Origin of the sequence: Gelidibacter gilvus (genome assembly GCF_004115975.1) — a bacterium.
GTDB classification, from domain to species: Bacteria; Bacteroidota; Bacteroidia; order Flavobacteriales; family Flavobacteriaceae; genus Gelidibacter; species Gelidibacter gilvus.
In genome coordinates this window covers 13256-32826 of sequence record NZ_SDDZ01000003.1, presented here as the reverse complement: position 1 = coordinate 32826, position 19571 = coordinate 13256, and the positions used below count along the sequence as shown (strand labels likewise).

Sequence of the window (19571 nt, the reverse complement as noted above, 5' to 3'; positions counted from 1 at the left end):
GGCTTTCATTTTGGAATTGGTTAATATATTAAAATGTGATTATTGGAAATTTTATAATTAAAAGGATACAACTCCGATATGTATTTCAATACATCTTCAATGCTCTCAATATTTTCACTAAAACTGGCGTTGAAAACTTTCTTAGAAAGCAATGAGTTATTGTTTTTTATTTCTACGTTATATTTACGCTCAAGCTTTTTTTCCATAATTTCAAAAGGTGTATTTCTAAAGACCAACTCTCCTTTCATCCAACTTATATAGTTTTCTACGTCTACATCTTCCATTTTAGTTTGATGCCCAGTCTTATCCCACGAACCTTTTGTTCCGGGCGTAAGAGTTATAACATCTTCGGGGATATAAGAATTACTCATACTTATTGAACCTTCTACTAATACCGCATTGATTTCAAGATCCTCAGTGTAAGTAGACACAGCGAATTTAGTCCCTAGCACTTCTATGGAAACTGCATCCGCATTGACAATAAACGGATGTTTTTTATCTTTTGAAACATCAAAATATGCTTCTCCTTCAACAAATACCTCTCTCGATTTTCCTTCTAAAAATTGGACGGGATACCTCATCTTACTTCCTGAATTTAAATGTACGACAGTACCATCCGACAACTCAATATCCAATACTTTTCCATACGGAACAACCACTTGATGGAAGATAAGTTGATTAATTCCGGTGTGTGAATTATATATTATACTACTTCCAACATAATTAGCAACAATTTCACCTGAGACAACAATATCCTCAGTGCCACCTTGAGCCAAAACTTTAACTTGATCATTCCCAAGCATTAATCTAATATTATCCTTTTCAGAAACCTGATGTGGAACTTCAACATTATTCTTATTTTGAATGGCATAAACCAAAGCAAAAAGCGTAACAAATATTGCAGCGTAACGAATTATGGATTTCCACAATGGAGTCACCAAAGCCTTAGGCTTAATTAATCGATTCTCTACCAATTTCCACTCGACCTCACTATCGATATTTTTAAGAAAGTTTAAGCTTTCATTTACTGAGCCTTGTAAAATAATTGTTTCAATAAGCTGTCTTTCATCATTAGTTAAATGACTCAATAACTCGGGGGTTATTTTTCCCGTGTCCGCGATAATTTCTAAGACTAACTTTAAACTTGATTTTGATGTCATAAAAAGATTCTTCTATTAATATGTTATGAAAAAGTTAAAGTAGGGTGACAACTTTTTTAATTATTTTCATTATATATTTAAATCTTAAAATTAAAACCTCACCTCGATATGCTAACTGCTTAATTGTCAAGCAACGAGATCAAATTGGAAATATTTAATAAAAAGTGTTAAAATCGTTTTGTAATTATTGTTGAGAATCTTAAAAACTCAGATTTGTTGATTTTCAAATAAGTGCATAAGCCCCTATTTAATACATTTCTTGATTATTATTAGCCACTTCAATATCAATACTTTATTGGTTAAGATTTTTATGCTAAATAAATAAGATTAATTTTTAACAATGTATTATGAATATATAAAACAGTGTCTAAATATTTATTTTTAGAACTTATCAGATGTTTTACATAATTAAAAAATAGGTCGTAGAAAAATCAATGTTTTTTCCGCTCCTCCTTTTGTTTAATGACCATAGATTCTACATCGCGTAATAATTTTTTTGCGTCATAAATAATTCCGTCTTTAATTGTATATAATACACCTCCAACTCTTTCGGGCTTTCCGACTTTGTCATTGAGCCGTACCGCACCCGTGCCATAAAGCGTTTTCAGGTTCTGCAAAGGATTTTCATCAAGAATCACAATGTCTGCCAATAAACCCGGCCTAATAACCCCAAATTCAATCTCCTTCTTTAACGGTTTAAAAATTTCTTCAGCGCCATGCATGGTCGCAGCTCGAATAACCTCAAGTGGATGAAAACCCGCTTCTTGTAGCATTTCAAGTTCCAAAATGGTCCCAAAGCCATATAATTGATAAATAAAACCAGAATCTGAACCTACAGTAACTTTTCCGCCTCTATTTTTATATTCATTTAAAAATTGCATCCATACCTGATAGTATTTTTTCCATGCCACTTCGTCTTCTGTAGTCCAATCAAACCAATATGCGCCGTGATTCAATCGACTAGGTTCGAAAAAATCCATCTGAGATGGCAGAGTATATTTATTATGCCAATCAGCATTACGCGCTGCCATGACATCCCTCCCCGCAGAATAAATGGTCATAGTTGGATTAATGTAAAAATCCATTTCCAAAAATTCATGCAGAAGTGCATTCCATTTTTCACTACCCGGTTTTACCAAGTTCCACTGTCTAGCAACCTGCCCAAACCTGTGCTGTTCATCCCCGTAATTTATATCAATAGGCCATGGTTGCACATCGTTATTTTCATACATTGACTCAAAGAGACCATAGAAGTGAGTCATACTGGTAAGCCCTAATCTAGCTGCATCCAAAGCATTCATTTGAGCGACACCGCTTTGCCCAAGATGAGCAGTGCTACCCATATCTAGACTATTTGCCTCATCGAGCAAAGATTTCATAATTTGTGGATGATATGAACCCAACTTCAATCCATCTACTCCTTTTTTCTTAGCATATTGAACCCACTCTTTTGCATCGGCAGGAGTCAATATCTGTCGTCCCTCCCACTCTTTTCCACTTCCAGGACGGTGAAATAGAATGATTCTTGGTGCAACAATTTGATTCTTTGCACTTCTTGTACGCTCAATTAAAGACCATTCCAGTTCCCCTGTAGGCACTCCTCTAACTGTTGTGATACCATGAGCGAGCCATAGCTTATAGATATATTCTGCTTCAGGAGCCTTTGGTACACCCCCTGTGTGAACATGCAAATCAACTATTCCAGGCATCACGTATTTACCATGGGCATCGATTTCCTTAGTCCTCCCAACTCCTAACTTTGGTCTACGTGATTCGTTAATCTCGATTTTTGGAACGCCAACAGAGACGATATTAACAATTTTATTCTTTTCAATAATTATATCTACAGGCCCTGCTGGAGGACCACCAGTCCCATCAATTAGGGTAGCCCCGCGAATAATTAATTGATCATAAGGACCATCTCCTTCTCCCGATTTGCGATCCGGCGCACCTATCATTTGGGCTACTAAAATTAATGGAGATAAAAGAAACACTATTAATAATTGATTTTTCATACTTACGGATTTAAATTATTGGATTATACATGGATTATTTATCGTTTAAAAAATTAACTTAATTGCAAATTATATCTGCAATAATTTAGAAGTTATTCATAATATAAATATCAGCATTACTATACAGTTACATAAATCGCAAATAAGGGTGACAGATCTTTAGATATTAAAGTTTAAATTCTTTTTCTTTTCTTGTAAACTTTTATTACATTTAAAAAAATATAGCGTTAATTCTTTATTAAATTTTACAATTAAAGATCAGAGGGTTTTGATTATATGCCCTCAGAAACGTTTGGTCAACCAAAGCCTTTCAGAGTGAATTCAAGTATGAAAACTGAGGATTAAGATGGTTAATATACTACTGTAAAAACCACAAATTCTATAGTATTAACGGTTTAATAATGGCATTTGAAGAATCAAGAAGCAAAACTTACTTTGACATAAAATAAGGTAGCTTACATATGGTTCATCAGTTGAAGAACATTTTCATGAGTAGTTAAATTTGAATAATATATTTAAATAAAAACAACCAGAACAAAGTCTAAACTTACATCTTCTAATTACGGTTAACCTGAATGTTATGAAATCAAGATTAAAAACAAACACTTCGGAAATAGAACAGTTATTTATTGAGCACTATACTTTGTTGTGTTTAGTTTCATTTACAATAGTCAAAGATGAAGATGCCGCAAGAGACGTAGTACAAGATTTTTTTATTTCATATTGGCAAAAAAGAAAAGTTCTTTCTATAAAAATATCCTTCCAAGCATATGCTGTTCGTGCAGTAAAAAACTTAAGTTTGATTGCAATTAAAAAAGCTAACAAAAAACAATCCTTAGATTTAATTTTAAATTATCACGCGGAAGAAACCCAAAATGCCTTTGAGAAACCCAATACCTACGAAAAGATATGGGAGCTTCTAAATCAACTCCCTCATAGCAGAAAAGACATTTTTATTGCTTTTGTTGTCCATGGCCAAAGCTATGCAGAAATTGCTGAGTTGAGAGGTATCTCTATAAATACGGTCAAAACTCAAATGAAAAGAGCTTATGCTTTTTTGAGATCCAAGGCTAATGCAAGTGATATTGTTTATATTTACCTGTGCGGTGCCATTTCTGTTTTCCCATAGAAATATTTCCACATTTACTTCTAAAAACATATATAGCCTTTTATTCATGATGGTGATCAAGACACAATGAGACTATTGAGATCGAATATTCTTATTATTTTAGTGCTCATGAATAGCCCTAACCACACTCCCCAAGGCATTGATATAATTTCTTGGGCTATTTATGGTAGATGCAAGCCTGCAAATTAAAAAGTGTTACTTAATTTGTGATTGCTTTGCTTCGCTCGCAATGACGTGGGATTAACAAGGTGGCTTGCAGATATGTTTTATGGTGCAAAATGGTGCGGCCAAGGAACTCAAGTTAACCTGCACTTTCTGAAATTTAAATGTTTGCGTATACATTCAACAAACGACGGGGTTTTAACTGGAGATTAGCTCCGCTGAATCTTCGAGTTCCTGCTTTCGCAGGGACTTGTGGAGATCCCTGACTGCGCAGGGATGTGGAACGACTGACGAACTCCATATAACTTGCCCCCTCCAAATTTTAAGTTTGTATTTTTTTGATATTTGTTGCTTGCACTCGTTACAAACGATTGCTATCGCGAATGGAGATCCCTGCCTTCGCAGGGACTTAATGGGAGATCCCTGCTTTCGCAGGGATTTTTTGGGTAGGGTTTTAAAAAAGTATAATATTGAACAAAATAAGATGGGTTTTAAAACTTCATTTCCTATACAAATTATGATCACTTTTGAAACGACAGACAAAAAAGAGGATTTACAAGAGATCCTCATCTTGCAAAAAGCCAATTTAAAGAAGAACCTTTCCAAAGAAGACGCGGAAAAGTATGGCTTTGTTACAGTAGATCACGATTGGGAATCGCTTATTGGTTTAACAAAAATTGAACCCCATTCTGTGGCAAAGGACAATGGAAAAGTGGTTGGATATGTACTGGCTATGACCAAGAAATCAAGATTTGATATTCCTTTAATCGCTCCGATGTTTGATGAATTTAAAATGATCCCCTTTCGCGGTAAAACAATTGCTGATTTTAATTATATGGTTGTAGGTCAAACCTGTGTGCACAAGGATTATCGTGGACAAGGATTAATTGAAGGCTTATTTCAACACTATAAAACCGCTTTTTCTGAGCGTTACGATTTTTCTATTACGGAAATTGCTTCCAGTAATATGCGTTCTTTAAAAGCACATCAAAAAGTGGGCTATGAAATCATACATTCCTATACCGACACCTCAGACACTCATTGGAATGTGGTGATTTGGGAGTGGTGAGAAAATGCATAAAATTCCACCTTTCTCCTTTAGCTTCAGGATTTTACCCAAATAATGATAATAGCTAAATTTGCTAACTCGACGACCCTTCAACTGCCCTTCGACTCCGCTCAACACATGCTGGGTGACAATTGAAAATAAAGGATTGCGTTGCGGATATGTTTTATGGACAACTGACGAACCCCTTATTCCCTGCCCCTTGTAAATATGTTATATTCTTATTTAATGAGTTTTTAAATTCATTATTGAAATAAGCTTTTATATACGGGATCCCTGCCTGCGCAGGGATTTTGAAGAAATGACTGACGAACTCCTTATTATCTGTCCCTTCCAAATTTTAATGGTGGTATGATGTTTTAAACAAATGGACGAATTGCGCGTTGGTAAAAATACTGGTTGTGAATTGGTGAATATTGAAACTTATAATTCCCTTGGTCAGTACAAAATGAAACCGAGAATAGTCAAGATATAAGTTTTGAACACCATAAGCGCTATTATACTGTAAAACATAGGGATAGCTTTTACTTCGCCATAATTTTTCTATCCTAAAACGTTTTTGTCCTATTATAGAAGGTTGTAACTCTTTAATTTTTTTTTTAATTTCATCGTCATACGGATAGATTGGAGTGACTATTGTAACAATCTTATTTTTAAAATGAACTAAACAATGAATTTCTTCGACATTATTTTTATAAATCGATCGTTTCCTCGTTTTATAATTAAAAGTTTAAATTTTATAATGGCTTAAATTATTCTGCAAGTTAGTCATAACTTTTTTCAGGCTGTATCAATTTCCTTTTTCCACTCCCTAGGCCATTCTGTTTCTCCTTCACTCCAATAATCACAATCAACAGCATGTATATTTTTCCAATGATGAACCCTTTCTAAGCCACAATAAACCCTTACTTCAGTATCACAACAAATACATATACCTAGATCCTTTGGTTCAGCAGTTTTTCTCACACCAATAACTAACGCGAATTTCATTTTATGTTCGTTTAAGGAATTCTTTACAGATTTAACTACTTTTAGAATTCTTCTAAATATTCTCAAATATAATCAACTACCATCTCTAATCTTTACGGAAAACCTGTGCGACTTTTTCTTACACGTCACAAATTTCTATTTTCAATATGGATTCTCTTCAAACTAGGAATTTCGATTTAGATTTCAAAAACTGTTAAAATCTTCCTAAAACAATCCCTATATTTGAGATGAAAATAACTTCATCTTATGAGGAATCCCGTAAGGATTAGAATAAAGAACTCTTTACATTTGAAATTTCGAAAAGAAAAGCTATAAAAAAACCTATCAACCTATGCTCCCCACCCAACAAAATAACCAAATAGTTCCAACAAGGAATCCAAACAAAATCGCAGGCTATTCCCTATTTTAGCGGACTATGAATTACAATACAGATATCAATATACTTGGAGGTATTCCTGATTACCAATTATTATACGTGGCATTGCCAATTTTAATAAAGGATGAGTCCAATTTAAGAGAAATATTAGTTAATAACAATGAATTTAATTTTAGGACAGAAAGATCTCGACAACGATTTTTGACAGTTTTAAAGTCAGCATTAGTTTCTGATAACGATAAAATAAATGAGCTAGCTTCCAATATGTTTGAAACTCTCAAAAATGATGAACCCTCGCAGGCTTTATTGTTCTTTTGGTTGTTTAGTATTAACAATAGATTGTTTTACGAGTTGAATCGCGACGTATATTTTAAATTTTATTTCCAGGGGAGAATGGAATTTCCAAAGGAGGACGTCATTGCGTATCTCAAAGATTTAATCTCAAGAACCCCAGAGTTAAAAGGCAAATGGTCTGACATTACTATTGACACTATTGCCTACAAATATCTTTCAGTACTAAAAAAGCTCCATTTACTGAATGGATCAAGAAAGAAGACATTTGAGTTAGTTTCTATTAGCGATAAGCTGTTTGCGGTTTTTTTACACCTCTATAGTTTCACTGAAAAAAACGGATCTAATTTCCTTAAAGATGAATTCGCTGCCTTTTCATTTATATCCGAAGATAGCTTAGTTGAAAGGATTAAAAGAGTAGCAAAAAAAGATTGGATTAATATGAGTATGGCAGGAAGTAATCTAAAGATTGAACCTGCTTTTGAACCTAATAAAATAACCGATGGCATTTTTAGATGATTATAAAGCTAAGTTCCACAACTTAAAGGTGAGTGCTGATTTTAAAAACAGGAATCAACTTAGGCGTGAAGCCAATGGAGGAAATAGTATTTTATTTACATATCCGCCTGACGAGGAAAAACTGTACCTTCAAAAGGCTCAGGAATACTTACCCACTTCGCAATATAAATTTATCGATATCGCTAAACTCTTTGTTGAATTTATAGATATTGACGGATGGAATGATTTTAAAGAATATTATGAGGATTTCTCTCTAACACCTCACATTATTTTTAATTCCGATGACGATGCTATCGATCTAATGGATCTCATTATAAGAGAAATATCAGAGGCTGAGGAAGCAGGTTTAATGCCAATATTAATTCGTACCGGGGCACTTTACGGAACAGGAATAGAAAATGTGAATATTATGGAACACAGCTCCGTTATGGAACTAAAACAACCCTTGATAATTTTCTATCCAGTGAAAATTGAAAATGAAAATTTACTTTTTCTAAACTTTAAACAGGCATCAAAATATAGATGCACAATAATTGACTAAATCAGGCTATGACGTTTATAAAAGATATTTTAGAATTAGACTTAAAAGAGGACATTAAAAATGTTATTGACCTCCAAGATCAATCAGAAAATGCAATTCAATCTGAAATAGAATCCTATATCGTTACTGATGGAATAGGTCAGCATCTTTCTAGCTTCATTAATTTATATACCAGTAACATTAAGGAAACAGGTGTCTGGCTATCTGGATTCTATGGTTCGGGTAAATCCTATTTCGGGAAAATGTTAGGGTACTTAATTGACAACCCGAAAATCAATGGGACAGACGCTATAGACCGATTTCTGCCAAGATTAAACGGCGTAGAAAACCAAAGTTTAATTGAAAACGATATTAGAAAGCTAAGCTCCGTTCAGAGTAAAGTGATTTTTCTTGACGTTGCCAAACAGAATACAGATAATGGCCTCTCCTTTACCCTATTTTCAAACTTCCTAAAAAGACTGGGGTTTCGAGATGATCTTTATGGGTATATGGAATATGAATTATTCATAGATGGGAAATATGATTTGCTCAAGGAGAAATCCATAGAGCTTTTTGGAAAAGAATGGGATGAAATAAAAAAGAGCAACAGAGAGATAGCAAAAGCTATGCGTAGATTCTATGCTTCCTTAGATTATACCGACGCTGAATACGAAGACACAAAAAACACCTACGAAGAATCTATTAAAGCCTTCTCCTCCTCAAAATTTAAAGATGAACTAGAGAAATATTTAGTCCTAAATCCTGAAGAAACTTTAGTATTTGTATTTGATGAAGCTAGTGAAGCGATAAACCAAAAGAAATTTAATCTTCTAGATCTCGAAGGGTTAAGTGAAAGTTTATCCAGCATCAGTAATAAGGTGTGGACCATTGCAATTGCTCAAGAAAAACTGGACGACGTTATAAGCAATTCAAACATAAGCAGAGCCAATCTCAACAAAGTTACTGATAGATTTAAAAGTAAAATCCACTTAGACTCAACCGAGGTGGATGTAATTATCAGGAACAGACTGTTAAAAAAATCACCTAAAGCTCATAGTGACTTAATTGCATATTTTAGTGAAAATGATGGACTAGTTAGTAATGCAACAAACTTAAAATCCAATTTCCCTACACAAACGAAATCAGCTGAGCAGTTTGCTACCTATTATCCGTTCCACAACTATCAATTTGAACTCCTGCAAAAATTTCTTTTTAGCTCAAATGCCCTTGTTGCCAATCAGATTGCTGCGCGTGGAATGATTATTACAACCTTTGATATTTTAAGAAGAGATCTAAAAGACCAAACACTTTACAACTTCACAACAGCTCAGGATCTTTGCAAGGAGGCGCAAACCTCCCCACCTGCAGATCTAATGAATAAATACCAAAATTCTAAAAAGATTATTCAAAACAAAGAACTGGCTATAGATGGAGAAGAGTTATTAAAATGTCTTCATTTTATTAATGAATCGGAGTTGGTTTTCCCTACCGTTGAGAATATAACCAAAACATATATTTCTGATATCACAAAATATTATGAGATAAAACCAATCATTGAAGAAGCACTAAATTTATTGGTTGAATCAAAGATACTATTGGTTTCAAATAATAATTATAAAATCACCTCCAATCTAGAAGGAAAACTTCTGGAAGAAATGAATGATTTTGACGTAGCTCTGTTTATTAAAAAACGGGAGCTTGTCACCTATTTAAAAAAACTTAACCTATTTCGCCAAGTCAATGTTATAAATGAAGACTCTGTTGCCTATAATTTCAATATACTAACAGATCTTGATGATGAAATTATAAGCTCAAGTAATAAGAACCTGAAATTAACAGCTTATAGTCTCTTCAATATAAATGAAGAACGTCAAGATTTTGTTGAAGGTATAAAATTAGATACACAATACTCCAAGGATACTATTACGCTGGTGCCTGACAATAGTAACTTTAAAACAATAGACAAGCTTATTGGCGAAGTAAGACGCTATGCCTTAATGGAAGAAAAATATGGTAGCGATCCAGATACCAACACCAAGCAAATTATAAGAGAGTTTATAATCATTAAGGAAGAAAAGGAAAAGGATTTAATTACCCTCATTGAAGCAGCCTATGCCAATGGCTCTTTGATATACCTATTTGATGAAAACCTTCTAAATAAAGATAGCTTTAAAGGCAGCGTGAACGAAGTTCAGCGCAAGCTTATAAAGAACGTTTATACTAAAAGATTGACGAGCCAATTATCTGAAGCTGTTGGTTCCAAATTGATCAATGAAAGCAGCGATGATAAGTTGCACCGTTATTTTTCTGGAGATGAATTCAAGTTCTTTGATTCCAACGGAAATTTCACCGGCGATCACTTAAAAGTAGTTGAAGAGTTAACTGCCAAAATGGACAACCGCTATATTGACGGTAAGAGTCTTGAAGATGAACTATCTATTGCTCCTTGGGGTTATTCGTACGGAACGCTTTCCACTACACTGGCAGCGCTTTTTAGGGCAGGCAGACTCGTTGTAAAGTTTAATGATACAGAGTATTTCTCTTATAGGGATAAACCGTCGCACGAAGTATTCAATAACGCTACTAAGTTTAGATCGGCACGTTTCAAATCAATCACAAAAACGCTTACAGCAGATCAAAAAAACCAATTGGTCCAAGCCCTACTGGATTTAAACTTTGAAAAGCATACAGAAAATAAAATTAGTTGGACCTCTAGCGATTTTGATCTTGCAAACGCAATCACCCAACTTGCTGAACATTTTATTTCTTCAATAAATACATTAAGCAATACTATTCCGGATTTCGATAAACTATTCGGGCAAACTAAGCGACAAAAAGACGTATTGCAGAATTACACCTCAAAAACTACGGAAGGAAACTACATTGAAAAGACCGAGGATTTCCTTGATAATAAAACAGAATACAGCAATGCTATTATGAGTATTGTAGCTACTGAAAAATTCATCAAGAAAAATCTGGACAAAATTAAAGGTTATAGCCGTTTTGTGGTTCAGGTGAATGATGAGTTGAAAAAAGCAGCCCTTTCAGACAATGAAATAATTACTGCCCAGACCACCCTATTTAACGAAGCTTACAAAAATGACGTCGTAGGAAAATTTACAGAAGTTCAAAATGCTGCTCAGGCTATAAAGGATGAATACTTCCGTCTAATGAGTTCCTATTCAGAAAAGATGACAACTACATATCAAGATCTTAAAAACAATGCTTCTAAAGCTTTGAAAGATCTAAATGATAATTATCCGAAGGATCTGAATAAGGAATCTGAAAGAAAATTAAATGAGATTATCCATTATGCCACTTCACGGATTGTTAAGGAAATAAAGCTCCAATACCATATTGAATGCCAGAACTGTTTGTTTTCCCTATCGGAAATATTAAATTATATAGCCTTGGCGCCTACTAAGGAAATGGAGCTTCAAATCCTTGAAAATAGCTTTATAAAAACAGCTCCCATTCCTGAAGATCCCAAAAAACCAAAACAGCCCAAAAAATTACAATTGACTATCACAAAAAGAGTGATGACCACTTCGGAATATAAAGGCTTGCTTGCCTCACAATTACAGGCAATGGCAGGGATGGATAATGAGGATGAAATAGAATTAACCATTAACAATTAAGCACCTTGAAACTACCAGATCACGTTGAACTAATAAGATCCTTAATATATAAGTCTTTTAATAATCAATTTGCCAGACTTGGCGTAGGCGCTTCCAAGCTCAGCGACCTCGATAAAATACCTGAACCTCTTCGTAAAAAACGGGAGAAAATTGAAGTATTAATAAAAACCCACAAAGAGGAAACAGGAAGTTATGAAGGCGCGAGAGAAAAAGCTTTAGACGAATTAACCTTTACCCTGTTTAACCGTTTGGCAGCTATTAAAGTGATGGAAGCACACCAACTTTTTCCTCCTATAATTACTAAGCAAGCGGAACACGGCGACCGCTCTTTTGGCCATAAAGTTTGGTTGGAGCGAAATCCAGAAATGCGTGATAAAGAACTGGAAGGCCTTAGAGAATATTTTAAGTATGAATTTAATACGCTAGGAGAATCTATCCCCTTGTATCACACAAACTATCCATACGCCCTCCTACCCTATGTTATTGACCTAAATGAAATTATAGAAGCTTTCAACGCGGTAGAAAAAGATGCTCAAATTGATGATGATATTTGGGAAAGTGATGACATTTTAGGTTGGTTATATGAAAGCTATAACAATGTCAAAAAACAAGATCACAAAGACAGTGGAGCGAAAACCGAATATGATAAAGTAAGCTTACAATCTCAAGTTTATACCCCACGATGGGTGGTTGAGTTTTTGGTAAATAATTCCCTTGGAAAACTCTATCTGGAAATGTACCCAGACTCCAAGATCAAAACCCAATATAAAATTGCCAATGCCCCTACTGAGCGCGTCCGCAAAATAAAAGCTTTACACACCATCAAACTTATAGATCCGGCATCGGGATCTGGGAATTTCTTGTTGTATGGATTCAATTTTTTCTATGCCTTGTATCAAGACCAAATTGATAATTATGGAGCAGATTATGATGAAGACGATATTCCGCAACTCATCATTGAAAACAACCTACACGGAATAGATCTAGATGATCGCGCCATACAATTAGCACAACTTGGGCTTTGGATTAAAGCAAAACAAAAAGTACGCAATATTGGATCGCTGAATTTTAATATTGTTTCCTCAGACTTTTATTTGCCAGATTTTGAAGAGGTACAGCCGATTTTTAAAAGTGGCACCACCAACTCAAAGCAGCTTCAGGTAATTGAAGAAATTTGGGGAGATCTACAACAAGCTTATAAGTTTGGAAGCCTGGTAAAAATTGAAGAAAAATTAAGCTTGCAATTTCACGGCTTGATCGCGCAAAAAGGCACTACGCTATTTGGGATTGAAGAAGTAGAAGAATACGAGCGCTTTAAAGATGAGTTCTTCAAAAACCTTGAAACCGCAGTAACCCAATTTGCCAGCCAACAAGGAAATTCCTTCTTAACAGATAAAACTAAGGATGCCATTACCTTTTTAAAACTGGTTACTCAAAAATACGATATAGCCACAGCAAATCCACCCTATACAGATAGTGGTGATTTTGGCCCTGAGCTTAAAACCTTTATTGAAAACAACTATAAAAAACCTCAAAAGTTCCACACGAACCTATACTCCAGTTTTATTAAACGATGTTTTGAATTGACTAATTCAGATGGGAAAATAGCAATGATCCATCCTTTGACATTTATGTACATTAAAACTTTTGAGGGTGTTAGAAAATTTATTTTAGATAAAACACATATTAACGTCTTTGTTGATTATAGTGCTGACTCCACTAATCTTTTTGATGGTTCATTTGCATCTGCTACTGCATTTTATATATTAGAAAAAACGAAAAGTAGTGTTGATTCACTCTTTATTTCTTTAGAAAAATATACGAGGACCCCGAATGAGAAGAACAAGAAATATTATTTCCTTAATGCTTTAAAGGATTTCATTCAGAATGAAAATAATTCTCATAATTATTTAATAAATCAAAATAAACTAAAGGAGATAAAGTCTTTCCCATTTATTTATTGGATTAGTGATTCTTTTCGACAAGGATTCAAAAATAAATCAGTTGATGAACTTTTAAAAGTAAGACAAGGTATTGCCACAGGTAACAATTATAGATGTTTGCGTTTTTGGTGGGAAGTTGATTCAGAAAATTTATCGACAAAAATAGGAGACAACAAAAAATGGATTGGTTATTCCAAAGGCGGTCCATTCCAAAGATGGTACGGAAATATGTGGTTGGTGATTGATTTTGATAAAAGTGGTTATGAATTTCTAAGGAACAGTGGTAATCATTTACCAAGTAAAGAGTATTACTATCGTGAAGGCATTACATATTCCGCTTTAGGTGGTGGATCATTTCGATATTTGCCAGAGAATAATGTTTTTGACGTTGGTGGCTCTTGTATTTTTCCGTTTGAATATAAAAACATTGAATACTCATTAGCCTTTATGAATTCAAAATTATGCTTTTATATCACTAAATGTCTAAATCCCACGATTAATACTCAAGTCGGTGATCTAAAAAGAGTTCCATTTGTCATTCCTAAAGAGTTTCAAGAAAGAATTATTTCTGAACTATCGAAGAGAAATATTAAATTAGTCAAAAAGCTTGCTAGCTATCGAATGTTTGAAAGGAACTTCAAAAATAATCCAATTAATAAAAATGTTTCAAATATTGAGGTTAAACGTAAAGTTTCGAATTATTTTGACCTAGGCAACCATATTTCATCTCAAATACTAATTAACGAATCAATTATTAATCAACAAATATTTGAAGTCTATAATCTTACCGAAGTAGACAAAGTAATGGTTTTGGAAAATGAAGGCGAAAGCATTGGTGCTTTACCAGTTAGTAAAGAAGCTAAACAAGCCTATTTAGACAATGAAATTGAGGAGTTTCCATTGGACAATATAAGAGCATATATTCAAAGTCTCCCTGAAAAAGAGTTCACTTCAACCGAGAGAGAAAATTTAGAAAAAGAATTTCCAAGCTTATACCAAAGCAACAATGATCTGGAAGAGTTTTGCATTCGCCATCAAATAAATCCAATAAATGTTTGGTATTGGTTTAAAGAAAGCAATGTAATCCCAAAACAGCGTATGAACGATCTTGCTATGGAGTTTTTAGCAGATCTATTACGCGAAATATTGATGGAAGATGATGATGGCATTATTCCTTTGGTACCCAATGCTGGCGAAAAAATATTGTTAGATCGCGTTGAAGAAAAGTTTATTGAGAAAGGATTCTCAATGGCGCAATACTCCAGTTTTGACAGTGTGTTGGGTAGGGAATTAACTGAATATATAAACAATCATTTCTTTAAGGCATTTTCAGATCATCTTAATCTTTTTATGTACTTGCCCAAAACCCCATTTATTTGGCACCTAACAAGTGGTCCACAAATGGGCTTTGATTGTTATATCATCATCTACAAATGGTCGCGGGACAAACTGTTCCGCATTCGTTCCATCTATATAGAAAACAGAGAGCGTTCCCTTATCAACCGCCAAAGCGATCTGGCAAACGACACCTCAGCCAAAGCACAAAATGAAAAAGAAATCATTTATCTTCAGCTTAAAGAAATAGAATCTTTTAAGAAGAAAATAGATGCCTTATTGGAAGAAGGCTACGATCCTATTTTAGATGATGGCGTTGGTAAAAACATTGCTCCCCTCCAAGCTAAAGATATGTTGGCGTATGAGGTGTTAAACAAAGGACAGTTAAAGAAATATTTAAACGCAGATTGGTAAAAAATGAGTCTAAAAGATATTATAAAACAACCTGAGGGAAGGCGGCTTGAATTTAAGGAAGCCATACCTACCAAAGCTGAACTGGGAAAAACTATTGTAGCTTTTTCCAATGATGCTGGCGGCGTTTTATATTTAGGCGTGCGCGATGAGCCCAGAGAAGTTGTAGGCATCCCCGAAGACGATCTTATGAGCGTAGAAGAGCAAGTAAGCAATATCATTCACGATAATTGTAATCCAGTTATTATCCCTAATATTTCCAGTGTTGTTTTTGAAGATAAATACTTGCTAAAAGTTGAAATATTTAGAGGTAGTAATCTTCCATATTATTTAAAAACAGCAGGCAAGAAAGAAGGAACTTTTATAAGAGTTGGTTCAAGCAATAGAAAAGCAACCGATGAGATTATTGCCGAATTGGAACGCCAAAAACGCAATACTTCTTTTGATGCAGAGCTTATTTTTGATAAGCCTTTGGACGAAATTAACATAGAAAGTTTTACGGCATTTTATGAAGAAAAAACAGATGAAAAACTGGAGAAAAACACCTTAAAAAAACTCCAATTAATCAACACCTATCAAGACGAAGAAAAGGCTACACAAGCCCTGGTCCTGTTTTCTGACGATCCCCTAAGAAATGAAATGTTCCCCTATGCTAAAATAGAATGTGCAAGATTTAAGGGAACTACCACAGACGAATTTATAGATCAAAAAACCATTGACAGCAACATAGCCCTACAAGCAGAAGCTGCTTATGATTTTGTGTTAAGACACATTAACAAAGGCGCAACAGTAAAAGGTGTTTATACAGAAACGCGTTGGGAATATCCCGTTATAGCTATTCGGGAAGCTATTAGAAATGCGATAGTACACAGAGATTATTCCTTGTCTGGCAAAGATATTAAAGTGGCTATATATGATGATATGATCGAAATAACCAGTCCCGGAACACTTTTACCGTCCATAGATTTCACCGAGATGGAATCCAGACAGTCTGATATTAGAAATAAAGTGATCGCTCCCATTTTTAAGAGATTAGGTATTATTGATCAATGGGGCAACGGCTTAAAATTAATCGCAAAAGATTTAAAAGAGTATCCTGAAATAGGGTTTGAATGGTTTGAGAAGGGACTTCAATTTCAGGTGCAGTTTATAAAGAAAAATTATATTGCTCCTAAAGAAGATAAAGGATTTGGTTTCTTGGTTGATGAATACAACCTTGATATTAATGAAATAGAAGATAATATAGGAGAACGAGCTTTAGTTATTCTAAAAATAGTTTCGGAAAACAGTAAGGTAACTTTAGCTGAATTAGCTGAAATTATTGGAGTTGCTGAAAGGACTATTAACAGAGACATAAAGGAACTTACAGATAAAAAATACTTAGATCGTGAAGGTTCAAGAAAAACGGGAGATTGGATTATAGTGAAGCAGGAATAAACTTGTTTTAAAAGTGTGGTTAATCCTATTTCTAAATGATACTTTATATGATCTTTTAAATGATACTTTAAATGATACTTTAAATATTGTGTTGATAAAGACTTTAAAGTGATGGTTTTATAACAGTTTAAGGAAGCAATTAGTCTGCTATTTAATAGTATAGCTATGTGTCACTTTAAATGTCACTTTAAATGTCATATTAAATGTCATAATAAATGTCACCATAAATGACACTTTAAATAGAAGTTTGATAGCAGCACTAATAACAGTACTCCTGAATAAGCAGGAAAGATAGATTAGCAGTTAAATATGATAGTAATTAAGAGCATAGATAAATGATTGATACTTGGTTTAATAAAGATTTAGAAAAAATATTTGCAGATCATTCAATAACAGTTTTTATTGATGAATCTAAAGAAGCTGCATTTCTACTCAATACCATTGATAAGCAAATAACCATATTTGAAGTCAATACAGATCTTGAAGAGTTAAAGGTGAAGTATGATATTGAGAAAGCAGACGACCCAAATAAAAAATATCTACTCTACTCCCATCGCCCTATAGAAGAATTAAAATTTATCCGGGAATATTGTGAAACCAACGGCAGAGTAGAAATAAAATATCTTCAGAATTACGTCAAGGAAAAAGTTCACAAACAACTGAATTTAAATTTAAACCTTGACAAGGAAGAATTAATATCAGCGGCAAAAATAAGTGTAGGAAAAGATCAAACCTACTGGATGGACCTAAGCCACAAAGGCTCCTCTGAAATTTTTGACCTTCAAAAAGAGTTACTTCCCTTCTTAGACAATCCAAAAAGTCATCTCAATAAATATGATAAGAAAACCCAAGAAATATTCTTTAAAAAGGTCTACGAACTCATTGGGCAATCCTATATAAATAAGCCACCAGCAACTCTAGCTACTGAGGTTGTAAATCATTTGCTAGAAGGATTGGCAAACAACAATCCAAACCCAATACTACTAGAAGTTTATAAAACCTGGCTGGATAGTCAATCCTACCAAAAATCATTTATCGGATATCTTAAGAAATATAAGCTAGCCGAAAAATCGGATATGTTTAAAGTTCATCCATCACACCCGTTTTTATCGATTGACGAGCTATGGTTACGAAAATTAGGAGAAAACATTTCGGATAAAAAATTTATAGCGGATTTCATTCCCAAGATCAATCAAAGGATAGCGGATCGTGTGGTGAAAAACTTAGATATTAAGTTTTGGTCTCCTATAAAAACCTTGTTGGAATTTGATGAAAAGAATATCAATCAATTGGCATCCTTGGATGAATGTATTTCTTTCTATACCGAGCATTTTTATAAATTAGATAACGCCATTCGAAAACTGTACACTGAGTTTTTAAATAAAAGAGATTTATTAGAACCCATACAAGGCTATTACAAGAACACTGTAACCCTCTTCTTGGATAAATGGTTTAAATACATTGACGACTATACACCCAATCAACTGGGAACTATACAAAAAATCTTAGATGAGAATACCGCAAAAACTGCTGTAGTTGTGGGCGATGGTATTTCCTATGAATTCTCTAAAGACATTATAAAAAGAGTCTCCAATGATTATCAGTTAGATAAGGAACCGCAATATATGTTCGCAGGACTCCCTTCGATAACGGAACATAATATGAGCCAACTTTATGTGGCATCTGGTGAAATAATGGCTAAGAAAACAGATAGGGAAGCCTATTTAAAGAAAGCAAATTCCGATAAAAACATTGGCTTTATAGACCTCGATAAGGTAAGTGAGCAAACGGATAATGAACACTACTTAATTTGCAGTCATAAAGACCCTGATAAATTAGGGGAAACATATCAGCAAAAAGCTTTAGTACATTTTGATTCGGTAGCCACTCTTTATGCCAATAAGATTGAGCAATTACTTAGAAACGGATATCAAAATGTATATCTACTCACGGATCACGGTTTTGTACTCACGGGTATTCTTGAAGATTCCGATAAAATTGAAGTCAACTTCGATGGAAAAGTAGAAAAGAATGAAAGATATATTAGAACAGCTGAAAAGCAGTCCATAAACATAGACTTACTTCACGAAGAAGGACTGGAATATAAATCCAATAACTATTGTTATTTTGCTAAAAGACTAGGGCCATTTAAAACCCCAGGAGTATATGGTTTTAGTCACGGAGGGCTTTCCCCTCAGGAAACCATTATTCCTTTCTTAAAATGGACACACCTGCATACCGATGGAGATTCCTTAGGAGTGACTATTTCCAATAAATCATCCTTAACTGAAGTATTAGGCGATTTATTTTCAATTCATTTAATGGCTGAATCTACCACCAAAAATTTGTTTACTACAGAGCGAAAAATAATCCTTATGTTCTTTTCTGAAGGGGGAAAAATTAATGAAAGTGAAGTCTTCGTAATTGAGAGAGATAAACTATTCAAAAAAGAATATAGTTTCGGAAACCATTCAATACTTGAAGTTAAAGTTATGGATGCTTTGACGAAGGAGCAATTGGACAAAGTAACTATAAAGCAGAGTAAAGCCAGAGACTTAGGTGGTCTTCTATAATTTAAA

At 34.1% G+C, this 19571-nt stretch carries 11 protein-coding genes; 8 read left to right on the top strand and 3 right to left on the bottom strand.

Annotated elements, in window-relative coordinates; translation table 11 throughout:
• Positions 1 to 20: 20 nt before the first annotated feature.
• On the bottom strand, positions 21 to 1160 hold the full coding sequence (locus tag ESZ48_RS06640; RefSeq protein ID WP_129016561.1) for a FecR family protein: 1140 nt from the start codon (positions 1158 to 1160) through the stop codon (positions 21 to 23).
• Positions 1161 to 1591: 431 nt separating this feature from the next.
• Positions 1592 to 3175: an amidohydrolase family protein gene (locus tag ESZ48_RS06635; protein WP_129016560.1), complete on the bottom strand. Its 1584-nt coding sequence runs from the start codon at positions 3173 to 3175 to the stop codon at positions 1592 to 1594.
• A gap of 580 nt (positions 3176 to 3755) precedes the next feature.
• Between ESZ48_RS06635 and ESZ48_RS06630 the strand changes: the two genes are divergently transcribed.
• Positions 3756 to 4304 carry a sigma-70 family RNA polymerase sigma factor gene (locus ESZ48_RS06630; RefSeq protein ID WP_129016559.1) on the top strand — a complete coding sequence of 183 codons (549 nt, stop codon included), beginning with the start codon at positions 3756 to 3758 and terminating at the stop codon, positions 4302 to 4304.
• Between the two features lie 679 nt (positions 4305 to 4983).
• Positions 4984 to 5535, top strand: a complete 552-nt coding sequence (locus ESZ48_RS06625) for a GNAT family N-acetyltransferase (protein ID WP_190246209.1) — start codon at positions 4984 to 4986, stop codon at positions 5533 to 5535.
• Between the two features lie 777 nt (positions 5536 to 6312).
• On the opposite strand, the gene ESZ48_RS06620 is transcribed toward ESZ48_RS06625, so the two are convergent.
• Positions 6313 to 6522, bottom strand: coding sequence for a competence protein CoiA family protein (locus tag ESZ48_RS06620; RefSeq protein ID WP_129016557.1), 210 nt, complete (start codon positions 6520 to 6522; stop codon positions 6313 to 6315).
• A gap of 415 nt (positions 6523 to 6937) precedes the next feature.
• Here ESZ48_RS06620 and ESZ48_RS06615 point away from each other — a divergent pair, with 415 nt between their 5' ends.
• The 6 genes from ESZ48_RS06615 to ESZ48_RS06590 all read left to right on the top strand — a co-directional run bounded on the left by ESZ48_RS06615 (position 6938) and on the right by ESZ48_RS06590 (position 19565).
• Positions 6938 to 7708 (top strand): BrxA family protein, encoded by a 771-nt coding sequence (locus tag ESZ48_RS06615; RefSeq protein ID WP_129016556.1) that lies wholly within the window; start codon positions 6938 to 6940, stop codon positions 7706 to 7708.
• Positions 7692 to 8249 (top strand): hypothetical protein, encoded by a 558-nt coding sequence (locus tag ESZ48_RS06610; protein ID WP_129016555.1) that lies wholly within the window; start codon positions 7692 to 7694, stop codon positions 8247 to 8249. The genes ESZ48_RS06615 and ESZ48_RS06610 overlap by 17 nt, the downstream gene beginning before the upstream one ends.
• 8 nt (positions 8250 to 8257) lie before the next feature.
• Complete coding sequence (gene brxC, locus ESZ48_RS06605; RefSeq protein WP_129016554.1) at positions 8258 to 11866, top strand: BREX system P-loop protein BrxC; 3609 nt, start codon at positions 8258 to 8260, stop codon at positions 11864 to 11866.
• A gap of 5 nt (positions 11867 to 11871) precedes the next feature.
• The gene (pglX, locus tag ESZ48_RS06600; protein ID WP_129016553.1) at positions 11872 to 15558 is read left to right on the top strand and encodes a BREX-1 system adenine-specific DNA-methyltransferase PglX; all 3687 of its coding nucleotides are present in this window, start codon (positions 11872 to 11874) and stop codon (positions 15556 to 15558) included.
• 3 nt (positions 15559 to 15561) lie between these two features.
• The gene (locus ESZ48_RS06595; protein WP_129016552.1) at positions 15562 to 16992 is read left to right on the top strand and encodes an RNA-binding domain-containing protein; all 1431 of its coding nucleotides are present in this window, start codon (positions 15562 to 15564) and stop codon (positions 16990 to 16992) included.
• A gap of 335 nt (positions 16993 to 17327) precedes the next feature.
• Complete coding sequence (locus ESZ48_RS06590) at positions 17328 to 19565, top strand: PglZ domain-containing protein (RefSeq protein WP_129016551.1); 2238 nt, start codon at positions 17328 to 17330, stop codon at positions 19563 to 19565.
• Positions 19566 to 19571 lie beyond the last annotated feature (6 nt).

Coding starts and splice junctions, on each gene's coding strand:
- ESZ48_RS06640 (WP_129016561.1), bottom strand. CDS start 1,160: ATGACATCAAAATCAAGTTTAAAGTTAGTCTTAGAAATTATCGCGGAC.
- ESZ48_RS06635 (WP_129016560.1), bottom strand. CDS start 3,175: ATGAAAAATCAATTATTAATAGTGTTTCTTTTATCTCCATTAATTTTA.
- ESZ48_RS06630 (WP_129016559.1), top strand. CDS start 3,756: ATGAAATCAAGATTAAAAACAAACACTTCGGAAATAGAACAGTTATTT.
- ESZ48_RS06625 (WP_190246209.1), top strand. CDS start 4,984: ATGATCACTTTTGAAACGACAGACAAAAAAGAGGATTTACAAGAGATC.
- ESZ48_RS06620 (WP_129016557.1), bottom strand. CDS start 6,522: ATGAAATTCGCGTTAGTTATTGGTGTGAGAAAAACTGCTGAACCAAAG.
- ESZ48_RS06615 (WP_129016556.1), top strand. CDS start 6,938: ATGAATTACAATACAGATATCAATATACTTGGAGGTATTCCTGATTAC.
- ESZ48_RS06610 (WP_129016555.1), top strand. CDS start 7,692: ATGGCATTTTTAGATGATTATAAAGCTAAGTTCCACAACTTAAAGGTG.
- brxC (WP_129016554.1), top strand. CDS start 8,258: ATGACGTTTATAAAAGATATTTTAGAATTAGACTTAAAAGAGGACATT.
- ESZ48_RS06595 (WP_129016552.1), top strand. CDS start 15,562: ATGAGTCTAAAAGATATTATAAAACAACCTGAGGGAAGGCGGCTTGAA.
- ESZ48_RS06590 (WP_129016551.1), top strand. CDS start 17,328: ATGATTGATACTTGGTTTAATAAAGATTTAGAAAAAATATTTGCAGAT.